The sequence below is a fragment of the Sphingopyxis sp. PET50 genome, from assembly GCF_025244705.1.
In the GTDB taxonomy this organism is placed as follows: domain Bacteria; phylum Pseudomonadota; class Alphaproteobacteria; order Sphingomonadales; family Sphingomonadaceae; genus Sphingopyxis.
Genome location: NZ_CP104207.1, coordinates 2,831,036 through 2,849,252, shown reverse-complemented (window position 1 = coordinate 2,849,252; position 18,217 = coordinate 2,831,036). Strand labels below are relative to the sequence as shown.

The window sequence follows — 18,217 nt, the reverse complement described above, 5'->3', positions numbered from 1 at the left end:
CCCGCCGTCCGCTCAGAGAAGTCTGGTGTCTATCGGCAGCCCGCCCTTGAGGGTCAGCGTGACCGGCGTTCGCCCGGCGATGTCGGCGAGGCGCGCGGCCTGTTCGGCGTCGAGGCCTGCGATTTTCAGTGTGCGCTCGATACGGCGGTCGGGGTGCTGGCCCGACAGGCGTAGCCCGACCTCGACCGATTCGAGCGGCCATTGCTTGCGGTCGGCATACATGCGCAGGGTGATTGCGGTGCAGGCGCCAAGGCTGGCAAGCAGCAGATCATAGGGCGCGGGGTAGGCCGCGCCGCCACCGAGCGCAGGCGGTTCGTCGGCGACAAGGCTGTGGGCGCCGAGGTCGATTTCGGTGCGATAATGATCCTTGCCGATCGTGGCGGTGGCGTGAGCCATGGCATTTCTCCTTGGGGGTGGTCAGACGGCGACGGTGCGGCGGAGCCAGGGGATCAGCAGCGCTTCGACCTCGGCGGCGCGTTCGGCCTGGGTCCAGTGGCCGCAGCCGGGCAGCATATGCGCTTCGAGATCGGGAACGGCCTGACGCATCAGGGGGATCGGGTCGGCGGTGCCGAGGACGAGCGCGGGGTCGCTGGTGCCGCCGATGAACAGGGCGGGGCGGCGGATCACGGGGTCGAACGCGCCCGCCCAGTCGAAATCGCGGCCATGGTTGCGATAGCGGTTGAGCGCGCCGGCAAAGCCGGTGCGCGCGAAGGTCGCGGCGGCGTCCTCGAAATAACCGGGCTCGAGCCATTCGGGGACGGTGTCCGGGAAGCGCAGCCCGTCGAGCAGCGCGGCGCCATGCGGCTTATCGTTCGGCCAGTCGCCCGGCGCGGCGTCGCCCGAGATGCAATGATAGAAGGCGCGCAGGAAGCGCGCGGGGTCGGCTTCGAGCTCGGCCTCGGCGACACCGCGCTCCTGAAAATAGGCCTGATAGAAGAAACGCCCCTTGTCGGTGAAGCGCCGCTTGAAAATCTGGTCGAAGGGCGCGGCGGCGCGGCCGAGCCAGGGAATCGACAGCGCGGCGACCGCGCCGAAGCGGCCAGCGCGCGCCATGACGGCGTTCCACACGATCGAGGCGCCCCAGTCGTGCCCGACGAGGGTGACGGGCTCACCCTGGGCAAGGGCGTCGGCGACCGCGACGAGATCGGCGACGATGGTTTCCATGCGATAGGCTTCGACCGCGGCGGGCCGGTCGCTGTCGCCGTAGCCGCGCACGTCGATCGCGGCGGTGCGATAACCCGCGCTCGGCGACCGCGGCGGTCAGGCGGCGCCACGACTGGCGCAGTTCGGGGAAGCCGTGGACGAACAGCACGAGCGGACCCGGTCCGGTGACTTCGGTGGCGATGCGGACCCCGTCGGGGCTGGTGATGCGATGCAACTCCGGCTTTGTCATGGTCAGGCCACCTGCGCGAGCGTCGCGGTCGAGAAGCGCTGGCGATAGTCGTTCGGCGACAGGCCGGTGATGCGGTGGAACAGCTTGCGGAAGGCGGCGGCATCCTCATAGCCGACCGCCCAGGCGATCTGGTCGACGGTGCGGCGGGTGAATTCGAGCAGTTCGCGCGCCTTGCCGACGCGCAGATGCTGCGAATATTCGATCGGGGTCATGCCTGTGGCGGCCTTGAAGCGGCGCTGGAAGGTGCGTTCCTCCAGCCCTGCCTCCGCGGCGAGGTTCGCGACGCCCGTCATGCGGCCTTCCTTGGCCTGCAGCCAGTGCTGCGCTTTCAGGATCGCCTCGTCGCCGTGGGTGAGGCGCGGGGCGAAGCTGGCGTAATTCTTCTGCTCGCGGCCGCCCGGGTCGATCAGGAAGAAGCGCGCGGTTTCCATCATCACCGTCGGCCCGAGCAGGCGCTCGACGATGCGCAGGCCGAGGTCGGTCCAGGCCATCAGCCCGCCGGCGGTGATGATGTCGCCGTCGTCGATCACCATGCGGTCGGCTTCGAGCCGCACGTCGGGGAAGCGGGTGCGGAACGCGTCGGCGAAGAACCAGTGCGTCGTCGCGGGGCGCCCCGCGAGCAGGCCGGTCGCGGCGAGCGCGAAGGCGCCGCCGCAGGTCGAGGCGAGCGTCGTGCCCTGCGCGTGGCGGTCGAGCAGCCAGCGCGCGTAGGGCGCGGCCTCGTCGGCTTCGAGCAATTTGTGGAGGCTGCCGGGTGCGATCAGGTAGGTGGGGGCGGTGGCCGAGGGGGCATCGGGATGGCTGTCATAGCAGCGGACGAAACCGCCCGCGTCCTGCAGCCGCCAGTGGCTGACGCGGATTGGCGCGCGCTGATGGTCGGCGGCGAAGCGGTCGGCGACGTGGAACAGGTCGGTGATGCCGCTGACCATGCCCATCTGGCAGTCGGGGTAGAGCATCAGGCCGACTTCGGGGAGGCCGGGGGCGAGGGCGGCGGGTGGATGTTGGCGAAGGTGCCGCATGGCGTGACTCTCCGTTTGTCGGTTTCGGACCGCATAATGTCGTTTCCGCCAATCCCGCGCAAGCGAAACCCGACCTAGATCCGTGCCACAGGGACGGACGGTTCCGCCCCACCCAAGTGAAAGGAACCACGACATGACCACGATCACCACCAGCGATGGCACGCGCATCTTCTACAAGGACTGGGGTCCGAAGGACGGGCAGCCGATCGTCTTTTCGCACGGCTGGCCGCTGACCGCCGACGCCTGGGACGCGCAGATGGTCTTTTTCGCGAACAAGGGCTTCCGCACCATCGCCCACGACCGCCGCAGCCACGGCCGTTCGGACCAGGTCTGGGAGAACAACAATATGGACCAATATGCCGACGACCTCGGCGAACTGATCGAACAGCTCGACCTGACCAACGTCATCCTCGTCGGCCACTCGACCGGCGGCGGCGAGGTCACCCGCTATATCGGCCGTCACGGCACGTCGCGGGTCGCCAAGGTCGCGCTGATCGGCGCGGTGCCGCCGCTGATGCTCAAGACCGAAGCCAATCCGATCGGCCTGCCGATCGACGTCTTCGACGGCATCCGCAAGGGCACGTTCGACAACCGGGCGCAGTTCTTCAAGGACCTGACCATCCCCTTCTATGGCTATAACCGCGACGGCGCGGTGATCAGCGAGGCACTGCGCGACGATTTCGTGCGGCAGGGCATGATGGGCGGCCTGAAGGGCGAGCTCGACAGCATCCGCGCCTTTTCGGAAAGCGACTTCAACGAGGATCTCAAGAAGTTCGATGTCCCCACGCTGGTGCTGCACGGCGACGACGACCAGATCGTGCCCGTCGATGCCTCGGCCCGCTCGACGGTGAAGATCGTCAAACAGGCGGTGCTGAAAATCTATGAAGGCGCCGACCATGGCCTGACCGCCACCCACCAGGACCGGTTCAACAGCGACCTGTTGGACTTCATCGACAGCTGATAGACAGCGGGCGCGGGCCAAAGGGTCCGCGCCCCTCCTGTCCGAAGGAGACGTGCCATGATTTTCGGCCTCACCATCCCGCAATTCACCGCGCTGCATGTCGCGATCAGCTTCATCGGCATCCTCACCGGCCTGATCGCGCTTCCCGCCTTCGCGCGCGGACGCATCCTGCCCCGCCTGACCGGCATCTTCCTGTGGACGACGCTGCTCACCAGCCTGACCGGCTTCCTCTTTCCGATCGTCGCCTTTACCCCGGCGCTCGGGGTCGGCATCCTCTCGACGCTGATCCTCGCCGTCGCCTTCTGGGCCTGGTACGGCCGCAAGCTCGCCGGGCGGGCGCGGACGATCTATGCGGTGACCGCGACGATCGCCTTGTGGCTCAACCTGTTCGTACTGGTCGTGCAGAGCTTCCTCAAAGTGCCAGCGCTCAACGCGATCGCCCCGAATGGCAACGAATCGCCCTTCCTGATTGCGCAAAGCCTGCTGCTGATCGCGATCGCCGCGCTGGGCTACAAGGCGGTAAGGGCGAACAGGGCGATCGCCTGACCGCGTCCCTCCCCGTGGCGGAGCCATGGGGAGGCATTTCTTTTTGCAATGCCGGACTGGAGGCGGTCCGTAGCTGAGGGAAGCCAAGCTCAGCTACGGACCGCGACAGTATCTCTACTGCTTTGGTAGAGTGACAGCGGGCCCGATCCTTGGCTAGACTGACGGCGTTCGAAACAGCGCGGCAAATACTCGATTCGTCGCCAAGCCGGAAGCAGGCCAGCCACGGAAAGCATGACCAGGACCGGACTTATCATCCGCCATGTGCCGCACGAGGGACTCGCCGGGTATCGCGAACCCATCGAAGCGGCGGGCTACACGCTCGACCGAATCGACGTTGGCGATCCGGGATTCGGCCAAGCTCGACCTTTCCGAGCCCGACTTGCTGATCATGATGGGCGGCCCGATGGGCGTCTATGAACAGCAGGAGCATCCGTGGATCGCGTGCCAGCTGCGGCGGCTCGCGCGGCCGGCTGGAGGCGGGGCGGCCGACGCTCGGCGTGTGTTTCGGGGCGCAGATGATCGCGGCGGCGCTCGGCGCCCGCGTCTATCCGGGGCCGGCCAAGGAGGTCGGCTTCCATCCGCTGACCATCCACGATCCCGCGTCGCCGCTCGGTCATCTGGAGGCGGTGCCGGTGCTGCACTGGCATGGCGATACCTTCGACCTGCCCGACGGGGTCGAACTGCTGGCGTCGAGCCCGGCCTATCCGCATCAGGCATTCCGGCGCGGCACCAATATCCTGGCGCTGCAATTCCACGCCGAAATGGGCCTCGACCCGCGCTTCGATCAATGGGTCGACCAATGGCCCGACGCGCTTGCCGAAGCGGGGAGTTCGCCCGAGGCGATGCGCGCGGATCATGCGCGATGCGGCCCCGGCGCGGTGACGGCGGGCCGCGGGATGATCGGGCAGTGGCTCGGGGAATTGGCGGGCTAGCCGCTACTCCCCGCCACGGGGCGGATCGCTCCGCCATGCCATCGTTTACGCCGCCTTTACCAGTCCTGGTGCATCACCTTTACCTATATTTGGCAGTGGGGATGAATGATGGACAGCATGCGCGGACTGCTTGCGGGCAGCCACGGCCAGGACGACGGGGCGATCGAATCGCCTACCTCCGTCGGGGTCGACGAACGGCGGATGCAGGTGCGCGCCTATAATTATTGGGCCTCGCTGCTCGCCGACCGCGCCTATCCGTCGGTCGAGGATCTCGACCTCGACAATGCGGGCGACTTCGGCCCCTATTCGGTGCTGCTCGATTTCACCGCTGGCGTCGACAATCCCGGCCTGTCGTTCCTGGGCGACAAATTGCGCGCCGAATCGCAGATCGACGAGGATGTGCAATATATCCGCGAGGTTCCCGGCCGGTCGCTGCTGTCGCGGCTGACCGACCATTATCTGCAGATCATCGCCAACCGCGCGCCGATCGGCTTCGAGGCCGAATTCGTCAACGATCGCGGCACGACGATCATGTACCGCGGCATATTGCTGCCCTTCTCGTCCGACGACGACACGATCGATTTCATCATGGGCGTCATCAACTGGAAGGAAGCGGTCCCCGCTGAGCAGGAAGAGGAACTGCAGCTGTCGGTCGAACAGGCGCTGCGCAGCGCGCCGCCGCTGACGGCCCCCGTGCCGGTGTGGGCCGACGGCCCCGACAGCGAACATATCGACGCGGAGCCGGCGCCGGGTTTCGGCGCGGTGCGCGAACCGGCGGCGGCGCTGCCGCTGGCGGTCGTCGAGGAGCCGGCTCTGGTGTCCGGCGAGCTGGGCGAGGATGCCGGGCTGGCCGACTGGCTGGCGCTGGCGCGCGAGACCGCCGAACGCGCGCTCGCCGCCGACAGCCGCAGCCGCAGCGCGCTCTATCAGGCGGTCGGACAGGCGTGGGACTTCGCGCTCGCCGCCGAGGCGGCGCCGGAGGAATTCGCCGGACTGCTGGGCGATGCCGGGCTGAAGGCGCAGGAGCGCGCGCCGATGACGCCGCTGGTCAAGCTGGTGTTCGGGGCGGATTACGACAAGACACGCATCGCCGAATATGCGTGCGTGCTGGGCCATGCGCGGAGCGAAGGCGTCGGGCGCGGCGAACTGGCCGCCTATCTCGACCGCTATCCGGGCGGCCTCAAGGGGCTGGTCAAGGACGAGCGCGCGAAGCGCCGTACGGCCGGCCCGGTCGCGGCGAAGCCCTATGCGTCGCTCGACGCGCTGCGCGCGGCGCAGCCGCGGTGATCCTGGAACATGACGCCGGCGAGGCCGAATTCGTCGTGCTGATCGCGCGGGCGATGCCCGGCGGGCATATCGGCATCGTCGCCAAGGCGGCGGACGACGAGGCGCTGCTGGCGAAGCTGGCGCGCAAGGCGGTGACGATCGGGTCGGGGGTTTAACGCAGCCCGTCACCCCGGGCTTGACCCGGGGTCCCGCTTTTTTCATCCTTCGGCCATGGAACGCGAGCGGCGGGGCGGCTGGGTCTACATCATGGCCGATCGTTATCGGGGCACGATGTATGTCGGCGTGACGTCCGATATTGCCGCGCGGATTTACCAGCACCGCAGCGGCGACGGCTCTGACTTTTGCGCGCGATATGGACTGGGCCGGCTCGTCTGGGCCGAGCGCGGCGACGATATCGCCATTTGCATTGCGCACGAGAAGCGCATGAAGCGCTGGCATCGCCAATGGAAATTCGATTTGATTGAGCGGGCCAATCCCGATTGGCTGGACCTGTTCGACCATTTGGCCTGACCCAAATAGCGGGACCCCGGGTCAAGCCCGGGGTGACGGTTCTTTGGGGCTACGGACGATCCCCCATAGCCCGCGTAACAGACGATCCGAAAATTGAAATAATTTTGCGCGAGGCCTTTGCGGGGGTTGAGCCGCGCGCCGCTGAGGCGCATAGGGGAAGCCAGCGAACGGGCCAGCCACCCCCCGGCTGAATGCCCGCCATCTGGTCGGGAAGCCAAGAACCCTATGCCGCAAGACAGCTCCGATATAATCGACGCCGAAAATCCCGTTTCGGCGGTGCAAATCCCCGCAAAAATCGCCAAGGCCTATCAAGGCGCGCTCCACGGCAGCGCGCTGCCCGGCGAGGGCGACGACCTCGACGAGAAGGCGCTGAAGGATGCGGGCGAGTTCGCCGCGCGCGCCTCGCTCGATCGCCAGCCGGGCACGCCGTCGCTGCTGCTCGAACCGATGGCGGCCGAGAGCACCGACCGGCGGATGCGGTTGGCGGTGATCAACGACGACATGCCCTTCCTGGTCGATTCGGTGTCGCAGATCGTCGGCGCGCAGGGGCTGGTGATCCACCGCATCCTGCACCCGGTGGTCGCCGCGACGCGCGACGCCAAGGGCGCGCTGACCGGTGCCGAGGCCGCGACGCCGGGCTGCGACAATCGCGAATCGGTGATCTATATGGAACTGGAGCGCGGCGACGCGCGCGCGCGCCGCCGCCTGCTCGACGCGCTCGATGCCGCGCTCGCCGACGTGCGCGCGGCGGTGGCCGACTGGCGCGCGATGCGCGCCGCGATGCTCGCCGACGCCGCGATGCGCGTCGAGGGCGAGGCCGCCGAACTGCTGCGCTGGTTCGAGGGCGGCGCGATGACCCAGCTCGGCCACGAATGGCGCACGCGCGATGGCGCGGTCGAACAGCCGCTGGGGATCAGCGCGTCGGGCAGCAGCCAGCTCCTGTCGCAAAATGCGCTCGATGCCGCTTTCGCCTGGTTCGACGCGGGCGGCAAGGCGCCGCTGCTGATCAAGTCGAACCGGCTGTCGGCGGTGCATCGCCGGGTGCTGCTCGACCTGGTGATCGTGCCCGAGCTGAAGGGCAAAAGGATCGACAAATTGTCGATCCATGCCGGGCTGTGGACGAGCGCGGCGCTGTCGACGCCGCCCGCCAAGGTGCCGGTGCTGCGCGCGCAGCTCGACGCGCTGATGGCGAAATTCGGCTTCGATCCCGCTCGGCCACGCGCGGCAAGGCGCTGGCGCACGCGTTGACCGCGCTGCCGCACGACCTGCTGATCGCCTTCGACGCGGCGTCGCTCGAGGATCTGGTGCTGACGTCGATGTCGATCACCGACCGGCCGCGGCCGAAGCTGGTGATGGTGCGCAGCGCCTTGGGGCGGCATCTGTTCGCCTTCGTCTGGCTGCCGCGCGACGAGGTGTCGACCGGGCGCCGGATCGCGGTCGAGGCGATGCTGGTGCGCGAGGCGAAGGCGGGCGTGATCGGCTGGACGATGGTGCTGGAGGATGGCGGCGCGGCGCTGCTGCGCTACACGCTCGACCTGCGCAGCGGCGGCGTGGTGCCCGACGCCGACCGGCTCAACGCCCAGCTCGAACAGATGGTGCGCGGCTGGCAGCCCGAGGTCGAGACGGCGCTGGCGCAGCGCGGCGATGCGGGGCGGGCGGCGGCGCTGGCGTCGCGCTTCGCGCCGCTGTTCCCGGCCAATTACCGCAATCTCTATAATCCGGAGGAGGCGGCGCTCGACATCCTGCGGCTGCGCGACCTCGACGCCGACAATCCGCGCAGCGTTCGGCTGGCGATCAAGAGCCTCGACGGCGACGACCGGCTGCGGCTGAAGGTCTATAGCGCGGTGGGGCCGCTGGCGCTGTCCGACGTTGTTCCGGCGCTCGAGCATTTCGGGTTCGAGGTGCTCGAGGAAATCCCCACCACCCTCGGTGTCGCCCGGATTCCGGGGACCGAGCGCGACGACGAAGTGCCCGTCGTGATCCACGACTTCACGCTGAAGCTGCCGGCGTCGGTCGACGAACTCGCGCTGCTGCCGCACACCGGCGTGATCGAGACCGCGATCGCCGCGGTGCTCGACGGCCGCGCCGAAAACGATGCCTTCAACGAACTGATGCTCGTCACGCAGACCGATCCGCAGGCGGTCGTGTGGCTGCGCGCCTGGTTCCGCTACATGCGCCAGGGCGGGTCGAGCTATGGCATGGATACGGTGGTCGCGGCGCTGCGCCATGCGCCCGACCTGACCAGCGCGCTGGTCGAGCGTTTCTGTGCGCTCCACGATCCCGAAAGGCGCGACGATGCGCGCGCGGACTATCTCGACAAGGAAATCCAGGCGGGGTTCGCGGCGATCAAGTCGATCGACGACGACCGCATCCTGCGGCTCTATCATGCGGTGATCGGCGCGACGCTGCGCACCAACGCCTTTTCGCCGGCCGCCGCCGAGGCGCTGGCGTTCAAGATCGACAGCGCGCTCGTCCCCGGCCTGCCCAAGCCTTTGCCGTGGCGCGAAGTGTGGGTGTACAGCCCGCGCGTCGAGGGCATCCACCTGCGCTCGGGCCCGGTCGCGCGCGGCGGACTGCGCTGGTCCGACCGCCGCGACGACTTCCGCACCGAGATCTTGGGGCTGATGAAGGCGCAGCGCGTCAAGAACGCCGTGATCGTGCCGACCGGCGCGAAGGGCGGCTTCTATCCCAAGGCGCTGCCTGACGTGTCGCTCGACCGCGACGCCTGGTTCGCGGAAGGCACCGAATGCTATCGCATCTTCATCCGCTCGCTCCTGTCGATCACCGATAATCTGGTGGCGGGCAAGGTCGTGCATCCGGCGAATGTCGTGATCCGCGACGGCGAGGACCCCTATTTCGTCGTCGCCGCCGACAAGGGCACCGCGACCTTCTCCGACGTCGCCAACGGCCTCGCGATGGAGCGCGACTTCTGGCTCGGCGACGCCTTCGCGAGCGGCGGGTCGAAGGGATATGACCACAAGGCGATGGGCATCACCGCCAAGGGTGCGTGGGTCTCGGTCCAGCGCCACTTCGCCGAACTGGGCGTCGACGTGCAGACCGACCCGATCCAGGTCGTCGGTTGCGGCGACATGTCGGGCGACGTGTTCGGCAACGGCATGCTGCTGTCGAAGGCGATCCAGCTCGTCGCGGCGTTCGACCACCGTCACATCTTCCTCGACCCCGATCCCGATCCGGCCAAGAGCTGGAAGGAGCGCGAGCGGATGTTCGCGCTCCCGCGGTCGAGCTGGGCCGATTATGATACGAAGCTGATCTCGAAGGGCGGCGGGGTGTTCCCGCGCAGCCAGAAGAGCATCCCGCTGACCCCGGAAGTGCAGGCGATGCTCGGCCTGTCGCAGTCCGAGATCGAGCCGGGGGCGCTGATCTCGGCGATCTTGAAGGCGCCGGTGGACCTCCTCTGGTTCGGCGGCATCGGCACCTATGTAAAGGCGGCGAGCCAGAACAATGCCGAGGTCGGCGACCCCGCCAACGACGCGCTGCGCGTCGATGCCGAGGATCTGCGCGTCCGCGCGGTGGGCGAGGGCGCCAACCTCGGCGTCACGCAGGCGGCGCGCATCGCCTTCGCGGCGAAGGGCGGGCGGATCAACACCGACTTCATCGACAACAGCGCGGGCGTCGATTGCTCGGACAACGAGGTCAATATCAAGATCGCGCTGAACCGCGAGATGGCCGAGGGGCGGCTGGCGCAGGACGACCGCGACGCGCTGCTCGTGCGGATGACCGACAATGTGTCGGCGCTGGTGCTCGAGGACAACCGGCTGCAGGCGCTGGCGCTGTCGATCGCCGAAAAGGGCGGTGCGGCGGCGGTGCCGTCGCTGGTGCGGCTGATGGAGACGTTCGAGGGCGCGGGCCGAGCTCGACCGCAAGGTCGAGGGGCTGGCGGCGAACGACGAGCTGCTGCGCCGCGCCGCCGAGGGGCGCGGGCTGACGCGGCCCGAACTCGCGGTGCTGCTGTCGACCGCGAAGCTGGCGCTGCAGGACGCGATCGAGGCCAGCGACCTGCCCGACGATCCGGCGCTGGCGAGCGATCTGGCGGCGGCCTTCCCGGCCGAGATGCAGCGCGATTTCGCGTCCGCGATCGCCGATCATCAGCTGCGCCGCCAGATCATCGCGACCAAGCTCGCCAACCGCATCATCAACCGCATGGGCGTGGTCCACCCCTTCGAGCTGGTCGAGGAGGAGGGCTGTTCGCTCGGCGACGTCGCCGCGGCGTTCGTCGCGGTCGAGCGGCTGCTCGGGATGGACGAGATATGGATGTCCCTTGATTCCGCGAAGATCGACGAGGCGATCCGCCTGTCGCTCTTCAGCCAGGCGGCGTCGGCGATGGCGTCGCAGATCGCCGACCTGCTGCGCGCCGCACCCGGCCGGGCGCAGCCGGGGCCGCTCGTCGCGCGGCTCGAGCCGGGGGTCGACCGGCTGATGGCGGGGGTCGACGGGCTGCTCAGCCCCTCGGTCCGGCGCCAGTGGGACATGCTGAGCCAGCAATTGCTCGACGCGGGCGCGCCCGAGGCGCTGGCGGCGTCGGTCGTGCGATTGTTCAAGACCGACGGCGCGATCGGCATCGTCGACCTCGCCGAACGCCGCGGCGACGACGAGATCGCGGTGACGCATGCGTTCACGCATTTGGGCGAGGCGCTGGGGCTCGACTGGGCGCAGACGCTGGCGGCGCATATGAGCCCCGCCGACCCGTGGGAGCGGCTGCTGGTCAACAGCCTCGCGCGCGATTTCCAGCAGATGCGGCTGAGCTTCCTCGCGGTGTTGCCCGCGGGCGACCTCGACGCGGGGGTGACCAAATGGCTCGCCGACCATGGCCCGCGCGTCGCGCAGTTCAGGGCGACCGTCGACCGGGCGCGGACGATCCCGAACCCGAACGGCGCGATGCTGTCGCATATCGCCGGGCAGGCGCGCGGGCTGCTGGGGCGGTAGTCGTCCAAAGGATGTAGGGAGCGAATGGCATCCCTCCTCTTCAGAGGAGGGGCAGCGAGACTTGGCAGCTTGCTGCCTAGGCTCAGGACTCATTAAATCCAAAAGAGGAAGATGGCGGCGAAGGTGATGGCTGCGAGGAAGATGTCGGCGCATCGGTCGTAGCGGGTGTGGATGCGGCGCCAGTCCTTGAGGCGAGCGAAGAGGTTTTCGATTTTATGTCTCTGGCGATAGAGATTTTTATCGTAGCAGTTCTGGACCTTATGGCTGCGATGGGGCGGGATGCAGGCCGCGATGCCCCTGTCGGCGAGAGTTTTGCGGAACCAGCGCGAAGCATAGGCTCGATCGCCGATGAGGCGTTCGGCTTCGGGCATGATCTTGACCAGAGCCTCCGCACCTTTGTGGTCGCTGCGCTGGCCTTCGGTGAGGTGGAGCCGCAAGGGACGTCCCCGGCCATCGCACAGCACATGCAGCTTGGTGGTCAGCCCGCCCCGGCTGCGTCCGATACATCGGGGTAGAGCCCCTTTTTGAGCAGGCTGGCGGCGGTGCGATGCGCCTTGAGGTGGGTCGCGTCGATCATCAGAACCCCGTCGCCATCCCTGGCCAGTTCGGCGAAGATACGGTTGAACACCCCTAACCGGCTCCAGCGGATGAAGCGGTTGTAGATCGTCTTGTGCGGCCCGTAGCCCGCCGGCGCGTCGCGCCAGCGCAGACCGTTGCGGATCACGAACAAGATCCCGCTCAATATCCGACGGTCATCGACCCGCGGCACTCCATGCGACAGCGGAAAATACCCCTCGATCCGGCGCATCTGCGCCTCACTCAGCAGCAACAAGTCACTCATGGCAGCACCTCCGGCCACCTTGAATCAAACCCGAACCTAACGCGCAAGCATTTTAATAGGTCCTGAGCCTAGTCGCAGCGGGGTGGTGTTTGCGGCTTGCTACGGGCATGGCTTCCACCACCCCCACCCCCTCCTCTAAAGAGGAGGGGCTTTAGGAAAGCCTGTCCGAATGCCCTTTCAGCCGCGCGTCGCGATCCTTGTCCCGGCGCCCGATTATCACGAGAAATGGCAACCCGCCTTCGCGCGAAAGGCGCTCGCGCTGGCGGGCGCGGGGCTGGCGGTCGAGCAGCGCGTGTGGGGCGATCCGGGCGATTTGTCGGGCTTCGACCTGATCTTGCCGCTCTTCGCCTGGGGCTATCAGCGCGACGTTCCTGGCTGGTACGCGTTGCTCGACCGGCTGGAGGCCGAGGCGCTGCCGGTGGTCAATCCGGTCGCGGTGCTGCGCTGGAACAGCGACAAGGCCTATTTGTCCGAACTCGCCGCCAAGGGCGTCGCGGTGGTTCCGACGGTCGAGGTTGCCGCGCTCGATGAAGCTGGTCTGGCCAACGCGCGCGCGCGGCTCGGCGCCGGCGAGGTGGTGGTGAAGCCAGCGATCTCGGGCGGCGCCGACGGCACGCACCGCATCGCGGCGGGCGCGGGGGTGCCTGCCGACGCGCTGGGGCAAAGACGGCTGGTGCAGCCGCTGATGCCGGGAATCCTGAGCGAGGGCGAATTTTCGATCTTCTTCTTCGATGGCGCCTTCAGCCATGCGATCGTCAAGCGTCCGGCGGCGGGCGATTTTCGCGTGCAGGAACAGTTCGGCGGGCGCGAGACGGTGTGGGAGGCGAGCGATGACGCGCAGGCGCTCGCGGTTGCGGCACTGGCGGCGGCGCCCGCGCCGCCCGTCTATGCGCGCGTCGACATGGTCGGCGATGCGGCGGGGCGGCTGCACATCATGGAGCTGGAGCTGATCGAGCCGTCGCTGTTCCTGCATTTCGCGCCGGACAAGGGCGCGGCATTTGGCAGTGCGGTGGCGGGGGCGTTGGTACGATAGGACGCGGGGGCGTTAACGGATCTCGGCCGACTGGCTGGCGACCAGCTGCCAGCGCCCCTCGCGAAACAGCAGCACGTTCAGCATCCGGAGGGACATTTCGCCAGGCACGCCCCTGTATGTCCCCTTCAGATTTTCGATGCAGCTGACGACGGCGGTATCGCCGAAAATGTCGACGCGGACGTCGGTATCGCGAATATACTCCGGCTTGATCAGGCGCGCTGCGAAAAGTGCGATATCGTCCTTACGCTCGACGATGCCGCCGTTCATCTGGCCGATCTCGCAGTTCGGCGGCGTAAAATCGTTCGAGAAAATCAACGTCACCCGAGACCCGCGCGTCTGCCCACTGGTCTATCAGCGCGGCGACCTCGGCTTGCTGGCGGCCATCGTCGGCCGCGGCGCGGGCAAATCCACTGAAACCTGCCGTCGATATCAGCAGCGCGGCGATCAAGGGACGAAGCTTGGCGATCATGCGGCCTCCCGCGACTGGCGCGCAAGATAGCGCATCTCGCCGATTCGGACCATATATTCCGCAGGACCGAAAGCCCCGGTCACCCCGCCCCGGCGCTTTGGCGCTCCCGCCACAGCCATTGCCGGATCGCCGAGGTCAGGTTCGGCGGATCGTCGGCCTCCATCCGCTCGACGTCGATGCGCGCGACGAGGGCGTTGACCGGGAGCGCGTGGCGTGCGGCTTCGGCTTCGAGCGCGTCCCAGAAGACCGGCTCGAGGCTGATCGAGGTCGGGTGGCCGGCGATCGTCACCGAGCGTTTGACCGGGGGGTGATAGGGGGCGGTCATGGTGCCGGTTTATCGTGGCTGCCCGGCGGAGGGTACGATTTATTTGGGGGTGACCCGGATTCGGGTGGGGCATAATATTCGACAGCAAACACGTCGCCCCCGCGAAGGCGGGGGCCGCTATCGGCGTAGCGCCAGGTGGCCAGCGGCCACCGCCTTCGCGGGGGCGACGGATAGAGGACGCTGACGAGTGATGACGGGAATCCATACCCTCACCGAAAAGGAGAAGGAGACGCTGCGGCTGCTCGTCAGCGGTTATGACGCCAGGTCGATGGCAAGTCACCTCGGACTGTCGGTGCATACGGTCAACGAAAGGCTGCGCGATGCGCGGCGCAAGATGGCGGTGTCGAGCAGCCGCGAGGCGGCGCGGCTGCTGCGCGACGTCGAACACCGGAACCCCGAAATAATCGGGGACAAGGCTTTGGGGGATGCGGGCGGCGGTGCCGGCATGGAAGACACGGCGGCATCGGCCGAGGCGCCCCGCATGGTGCGGCCGCTCGGCTGGATCGTTGGAGGTCTTCTCATGTCGCTCAGTCTTGCCTTGCTCGCCTTTTCCTCGATGACCGGTACCGCCGATGCGCCCGCCGCGGCGCCGTCCGCCGCGCCCGCCGAAAGCGCCGCCGTCGCGGCGGCGCGGGACTGGCTCGCGCTGGTCGACAGGCGCGATTGGAACGGAAGCTGGGAGGCGACCGGGCAGGCGTTCAAGGCGCTCAACACGGTGGAGACCTGGAGCCGGGTGGCGCAGCAGGTGCAGGGGCCGCTGGGGGCGGTGACGTCGCGGGTGCTGGTCGGCGAGGAATATGTGCCCGCGCCGCCCTATGGCTATCGGATGGTCAAGTTCCGCACCGACTATGCGAACAAGGCGGGGGCGATCGAGACGCTGTCGCTGGTGCGAGAGGGTGATGCCTGGCGCGTGGTGGGGGTTACGGTGGAGTAATCCTACCGTCTCAAATCCGTCGTCATTCCCGCGTCGGCGGGAAGCCAGCTTCCTCCTTCCTTTTAACGCTCTTCGCGTCTTCGCGTGATCCAAAATAATATCATCCGAAGGCGGGAAGAACGCGAAGGGCTATGGAACAGCCCCTCTCTTCCCGTTCGTGTCGAGCGCAGTCGAGACACCCATCGAGATGGCGCCCAGCCCGAGGAGCATCTCGACTTCGCTCGATGCGAACGGCTTTTGTATTTTGGATGTCGCGTCAGCGGCGACGGCAAAGCCGCCGCCATGACGTCAGACGGGTTCGACCGGCCTTGCAGGGCCGGTCGCCCCGCTGGCCGTGCCGGTGGCTGCCGCCTTGCGGCACTGGCGCCTAGCTCGCCGTTCGCTGCGCGAACGCCCTCGCTACGCGCCTGCCACCGTCAGTACATATGCTGCCCGCCGTTGATGCTCATCGTCGAGCCCGTCACGAACCCTGCATCCTCGCTGCACAGGAACGCCACGCCGCGCGCGATCTCGTCGGCGTGGCCGAGGCGGCCGACCGGGATTTTCGCGACGATCTTTTCGAGCACCGGGGCGGGGACCGCGGCGACCATGTCGGTGTCGATATAGCCCGGCGCGATCGCGTTGACCGTGACGCCCTTCTTGGCGCCTTCCTGCGCCAGCGCCTTGGTGAAGCCGTGGATGCCCGATTTGGCGGCGGCATAATTGACCTGGCCGTACTGGCTAGGCCTGGCCGTTGATCGAGCCGATGTTGACGATGCGGCCCCAGCCGCGCTCGACCATGCCGGGGAAGGTCGCCTTCGCCATGTTGAAGCAGCCGCCGAGGTTGACGCGCATGACATCGTCCCAGTCGCAATATTGCATCCGCGCGAGGGTGCCGTCGCGGGTGATGCCGGCGTTGTTGACGACGATGTCGATGGGCCCGAACTCCCCGGTAATCGCCGCGCAATTGTCGAGGCAGGCCTGATGGTCGCCGACGTCCCATTTGCGCACCGCGATGCCGGTCCGCTCGCTGAACTCGCGCGCCTTGTCGTCATTACCGGCATAGTTGGCGACGACGGTCGCACCCATTTCCTGAAGCTTGAGGCTGATCGCCTCGCCGATACCGCGGCTGCCGCCGGTGACGATCGCTACACGTGACATGAACTGCTCTCCCACAGAGTGTTTCGCCCTGATTAGGGCGCGCGGAGGAGGCCTGCAAGTTGCCCGTTACGTCAATCGGATAGCATTTTCAGTTGCTGACCTGCACCAGCGGGCGGTCCCAGCGGCCGGCGGCGAGGTCGGCCTTGCGCAGCGTCAGGACCAGGTGGTCGACGTCGCCGAAGGCCCAGCTCATCAGCCCGCTCGACGGCAGTTCGAGCAGGGTCGCGTGCAGTTCCTCGTCATAGTCGTGGACGTAGCGGAAGGGGATGTGGCCGATGCTGGGCATCTCGCGCGCCGCGAGGTCGCGGAGCCAGGGTTCGAGCACCGCGCGCGCGGCGCCGGGCAGCGCGTCGGGGTTCGCGGCATAGGCGTGCTTGGCATGATCGAACCAGATGGCGAGATAGTCGTGCGCCCACAGCGGCGCGTCGGGGTGATGCCGGGTCAGCGGGATCGTCAGGCTTTCGATCCGCTCGGCGCCGGGGCGGCCCTCGGGGTCCTTCTTGCGGTTGACCTTGGTCCAGCGGATCGCGTGGAGCGCATCCATCACCGCGGCGGCGTCGCTCGCCGAAAAGGCCATGTGGCTGGCGCTGTCGCGGACGATGGCGATGATCTCCTCGGCGCGTTCGCGCGCCTTCCGGTTGGTGTCGCGCGCGGCTTCGGCGGCGTCGTGCAGCTCCTCCAGCGAGGCGCGCATGTTGACGAGGCCTTCGCGGCCGAGCGGGTCCTTGTCCCCGGCGTCGTGTTTCGCGAGGCGGCGCTCGACGCTGGCGAGCTGGGTGTCGATCGGCGAGGGGCCGTCGACCTCCTTCCAGAAGCGCGCGATCCGCATCGCGAGGATGTCGACCATCGCGGTCATGCTGTCCCAGTCGAAAGGATGGAAGGCGGGGTCGGCAAGGTCGAAGCCGGCGCGGTAGAGGCGGGCGCCGACGCGCGTCTCGTCGTCGCCCTCGTCCTCGGCGGCGCGCAGGTCGCCGCCGCCGGGGTGGACCGCGACGAGGTCGACCGGCCATTCGGGGAAACCGGGACGCGCGAAGGGCATCAGGTCGCCGAAGCGGATGCCGCCGTCCGGTGCGAAGAAGCTGCCGCCCGGATCGAAGGGGTGCGGCGGATCGACCGGGTCGCCCGCCTCGTGGACATGGACCACCGCGACGTCGCCGTCGCGCGGGTGGATGAAGAAGGCGAGGCTGCCGCGGCGCGGGCCGAGTCCGTCCCACAGGTCGGCGGGCAAATGCGCGCAGGCGATCTGGGCGAGGAATTCGCCGCGAACCTCGCGGATTTCGGGCCAGGGCGTGCCGGGGTCGAGCCGCGGGCGGCCGCCGAGCCAGCTGGTGACGACTTCGTCGCGGCGCGGCGGGATCTGGGGCACGAGGCGAACAGCGACGGGTTCGGTGCCGCGGCGTGCGATGAGGCCGGCCTCCTGCTCGACCTGCGCGACCATCTGCCCGAGCATGTGGCTCACCATCTCGCGGTCGGCTTCGCTGGGCGGTGCGGGGACCGGCGCCTCGGGCTCGCGGTCGGCGACGAGGGTTTCAGGAGCGGGCGCGAAGGCGGTTTCGGGTTCGGTCAGCCGGTCGATCGGCGGGCGGGCGCTGATCCGCGCAAGGCGCGCGGCGGACATTTCGACCGGAGCCGCGATCTCGGGATTGCGGTCGCGGCGGGGCAGCCGGGGGAGCTGGCTTTCGCCCGGCGCGCGCGGGGCGCGCGGCATTTTGGGGCCCTTGGACACGGCCGCGGGGCGGGTGCTGCGCCAGAGCAGGACCATGACGACGGCGAAGGCGAGCGTCGCCGCCACCAGCGTCAGCATCGCCGTTTGAACCTGACTCATCGCGACCTCCCGGGAGACTCGCGGCCAAGTCTAAACGAAGAGGTTAAACAGGAGGTAA

Annotated in this window: 15 protein-coding genes and 3 pseudogenes; 9 read left to right on the top strand and 9 right to left on the bottom strand. The window is 68.0% G+C overall.

Annotated features, from left to right (window positions below; translation table 11 throughout):
• Positions 1 to 12: 12 nt before the first annotated feature.
• The 3 genes from N0A20_RS14845 to N0A20_RS14835 all read right to left on the bottom strand — a co-directional run bounded on the left by N0A20_RS14845 (position 13) and on the right by N0A20_RS14835 (position 2,412).
• Positions 13 to 396 carry an OsmC family protein gene (locus N0A20_RS14845; protein ID WP_260581112.1) on the bottom strand — a complete coding sequence of 128 codons (384 nt, stop codon included), beginning with the start codon at positions 394 to 396 and terminating at the stop codon, positions 13 to 15.
• A gap of 21 nt (positions 397 to 417) precedes the next feature.
• Positions 418 to 1,215, bottom strand: a complete 798-nt coding sequence (locus N0A20_RS14840; RefSeq protein WP_260581111.1) for an alpha/beta fold hydrolase — start codon at positions 1,213 to 1,215, stop codon at positions 418 to 420.
• A 180-nt stretch (positions 1,216 to 1,395) separates the two neighbouring features.
• A complete protein-coding gene (locus N0A20_RS14835) occupies positions 1,396 to 2,412 on the bottom strand; it encodes a GlxA family transcriptional regulator (protein ID WP_260581110.1) in 1,017 nt (338 codons plus the stop codon).
• Between the two features lie 133 nt (positions 2,413 to 2,545).
• On the opposite strand from N0A20_RS14835, the gene N0A20_RS14830 reads away from it, so the two are divergent.
• From N0A20_RS14830 to N0A20_RS14800, 7 genes and pseudogenes are all read left to right on the top strand, one after another.
• On the top strand, positions 2,546 to 3,373 hold the full coding sequence (locus N0A20_RS14830; RefSeq protein WP_260581109.1) for an alpha/beta fold hydrolase: 828 nt from the start codon (positions 2,546 to 2,548) through the stop codon (positions 3,371 to 3,373).
• A gap of 57 nt (positions 3,374 to 3,430) precedes the next feature.
• Positions 3,431 to 3,919 carry a hypothetical protein gene (locus N0A20_RS14825; RefSeq protein ID WP_260581108.1) on the top strand — a complete coding sequence of 163 codons (489 nt, stop codon included), beginning with the start codon at positions 3,431 to 3,433 and terminating at the stop codon, positions 3,917 to 3,919.
• A gap of 231 nt (positions 3,920 to 4,150) precedes the next feature.
• Positions 4,151 to 4,851, top strand: a pseudogene (locus N0A20_RS14820) (glutamine amidotransferase).
• Between the two features lie 117 nt (positions 4,852 to 4,968).
• Entirely contained in the window at positions 4,969 to 6,138 is a 1,170-nt protein-coding gene (locus N0A20_RS14815) for a hypothetical protein (protein WP_260581107.1), read from the top strand.
• On the top strand, positions 6,135 to 6,293 hold the full coding sequence (locus N0A20_RS14810; protein ID WP_260581106.1) for a hypothetical protein: 159 nt from the start codon (positions 6,135 to 6,137) through the stop codon (positions 6,291 to 6,293). Before N0A20_RS14815 ends, N0A20_RS14810 begins: the two co-directional genes overlap by 4 nt.
• Before the next feature lie 55 nt (positions 6,294 to 6,348).
• Positions 6,349 to 6,648, top strand: coding sequence for a GIY-YIG nuclease family protein (locus N0A20_RS14805; RefSeq protein ID WP_260581105.1), 300 nt, complete (start codon positions 6,349 to 6,351; stop codon positions 6,646 to 6,648).
• Between the two features lie 225 nt (positions 6,649 to 6,873).
• Positions 6,874 to 11,592 (top strand): annotated as a pseudogene (locus N0A20_RS14800) (NAD-glutamate dehydrogenase).
• 92 nt (positions 11,593 to 11,684) lie between these two features.
• On the opposite strand, the gene N0A20_RS14795 reads toward N0A20_RS14800, so the two are convergent.
• Positions 11,685 to 12,433, bottom strand: a protein-coding gene (locus N0A20_RS14795; RefSeq protein WP_260581104.1) for an IS5 family transposase whose coding sequence is annotated in 2 segments (ribosomal slippage) — positions 11,685 to 12,106 and positions 12,106 to 12,433 — 750 coding nt in all. Because the reading frame shifts where the segments join, the coding sequence is not laid out codon by codon here.
• Positions 12,434 to 12,602: 169 nt separating this feature from the next.
• Here N0A20_RS14795 and N0A20_RS14790 point away from each other — a divergent pair.
• Positions 12,603 to 13,466: a RimK family alpha-L-glutamate ligase gene (locus tag N0A20_RS14790; RefSeq protein WP_260581103.1), complete on the top strand. Its 864-nt coding sequence runs from the start codon at positions 12,603 to 12,605 to the stop codon at positions 13,464 to 13,466.
• 12 nt (positions 13,467 to 13,478) lie between these two features.
• Here N0A20_RS14790 and N0A20_RS14785 read toward each other — a convergent pair whose 3' ends face one another.
• The 3 genes from N0A20_RS14785 to N0A20_RS14775 form a co-directional block, all read right to left on the bottom strand.
• The gene (locus N0A20_RS14785) at positions 13,479 to 13,733 is read right to left on the bottom strand and encodes a nuclear transport factor 2 family protein (RefSeq protein ID WP_260581102.1); all 255 of its coding nucleotides are present in this window, start codon (positions 13,731 to 13,733) and stop codon (positions 13,479 to 13,481) included.
• On the bottom strand, positions 13,708 to 13,935 hold the full coding sequence (locus N0A20_RS14780) for a hypothetical protein (RefSeq protein WP_260581101.1): 228 nt from the start codon (positions 13,933 to 13,935) through the stop codon (positions 13,708 to 13,710). Before N0A20_RS14780 ends, N0A20_RS14785 begins: the two co-directional genes overlap by 26 nt.
• Positions 13,936 to 14,014: 79 nt before the next feature.
• Positions 14,015 to 14,260 carry a ribbon-helix-helix domain-containing protein gene (locus N0A20_RS14775; protein WP_260581100.1) on the bottom strand — a complete coding sequence of 82 codons (246 nt, stop codon included), beginning with the start codon at positions 14,258 to 14,260 and terminating at the stop codon, positions 14,015 to 14,017.
• A gap of 190 nt (positions 14,261 to 14,450) precedes the next feature.
• Here N0A20_RS14775 and N0A20_RS14770 point away from each other — a divergent pair, with 190 nt between their 5' ends.
• Complete coding sequence (locus tag N0A20_RS14770; protein ID WP_260581098.1) at positions 14,451 to 15,194, top strand: DUF4019 domain-containing protein; 744 nt, start codon at positions 14,451 to 14,453, stop codon at positions 15,192 to 15,194.
• A gap of 485 nt (positions 15,195 to 15,679) precedes the next feature.
• Here the strand turns inward: N0A20_RS14770 and N0A20_RS14765 are convergent.
• A pseudogene (locus N0A20_RS14765) lies at positions 15,680 to 16,334 on the bottom strand (SDR family NAD(P)-dependent oxidoreductase); the annotation flags it as partial.
• Between the two features lie 88 nt (positions 16,335 to 16,422).
• Complete coding sequence (locus N0A20_RS14760) at positions 16,423 to 18,159, bottom strand: YwqG family protein (RefSeq protein WP_260581097.1); 1,737 nt, start codon at positions 18,157 to 18,159, stop codon at positions 16,423 to 16,425.
• Between the last annotated feature and the right edge of the window lie 58 nt (positions 18,160 to 18,217).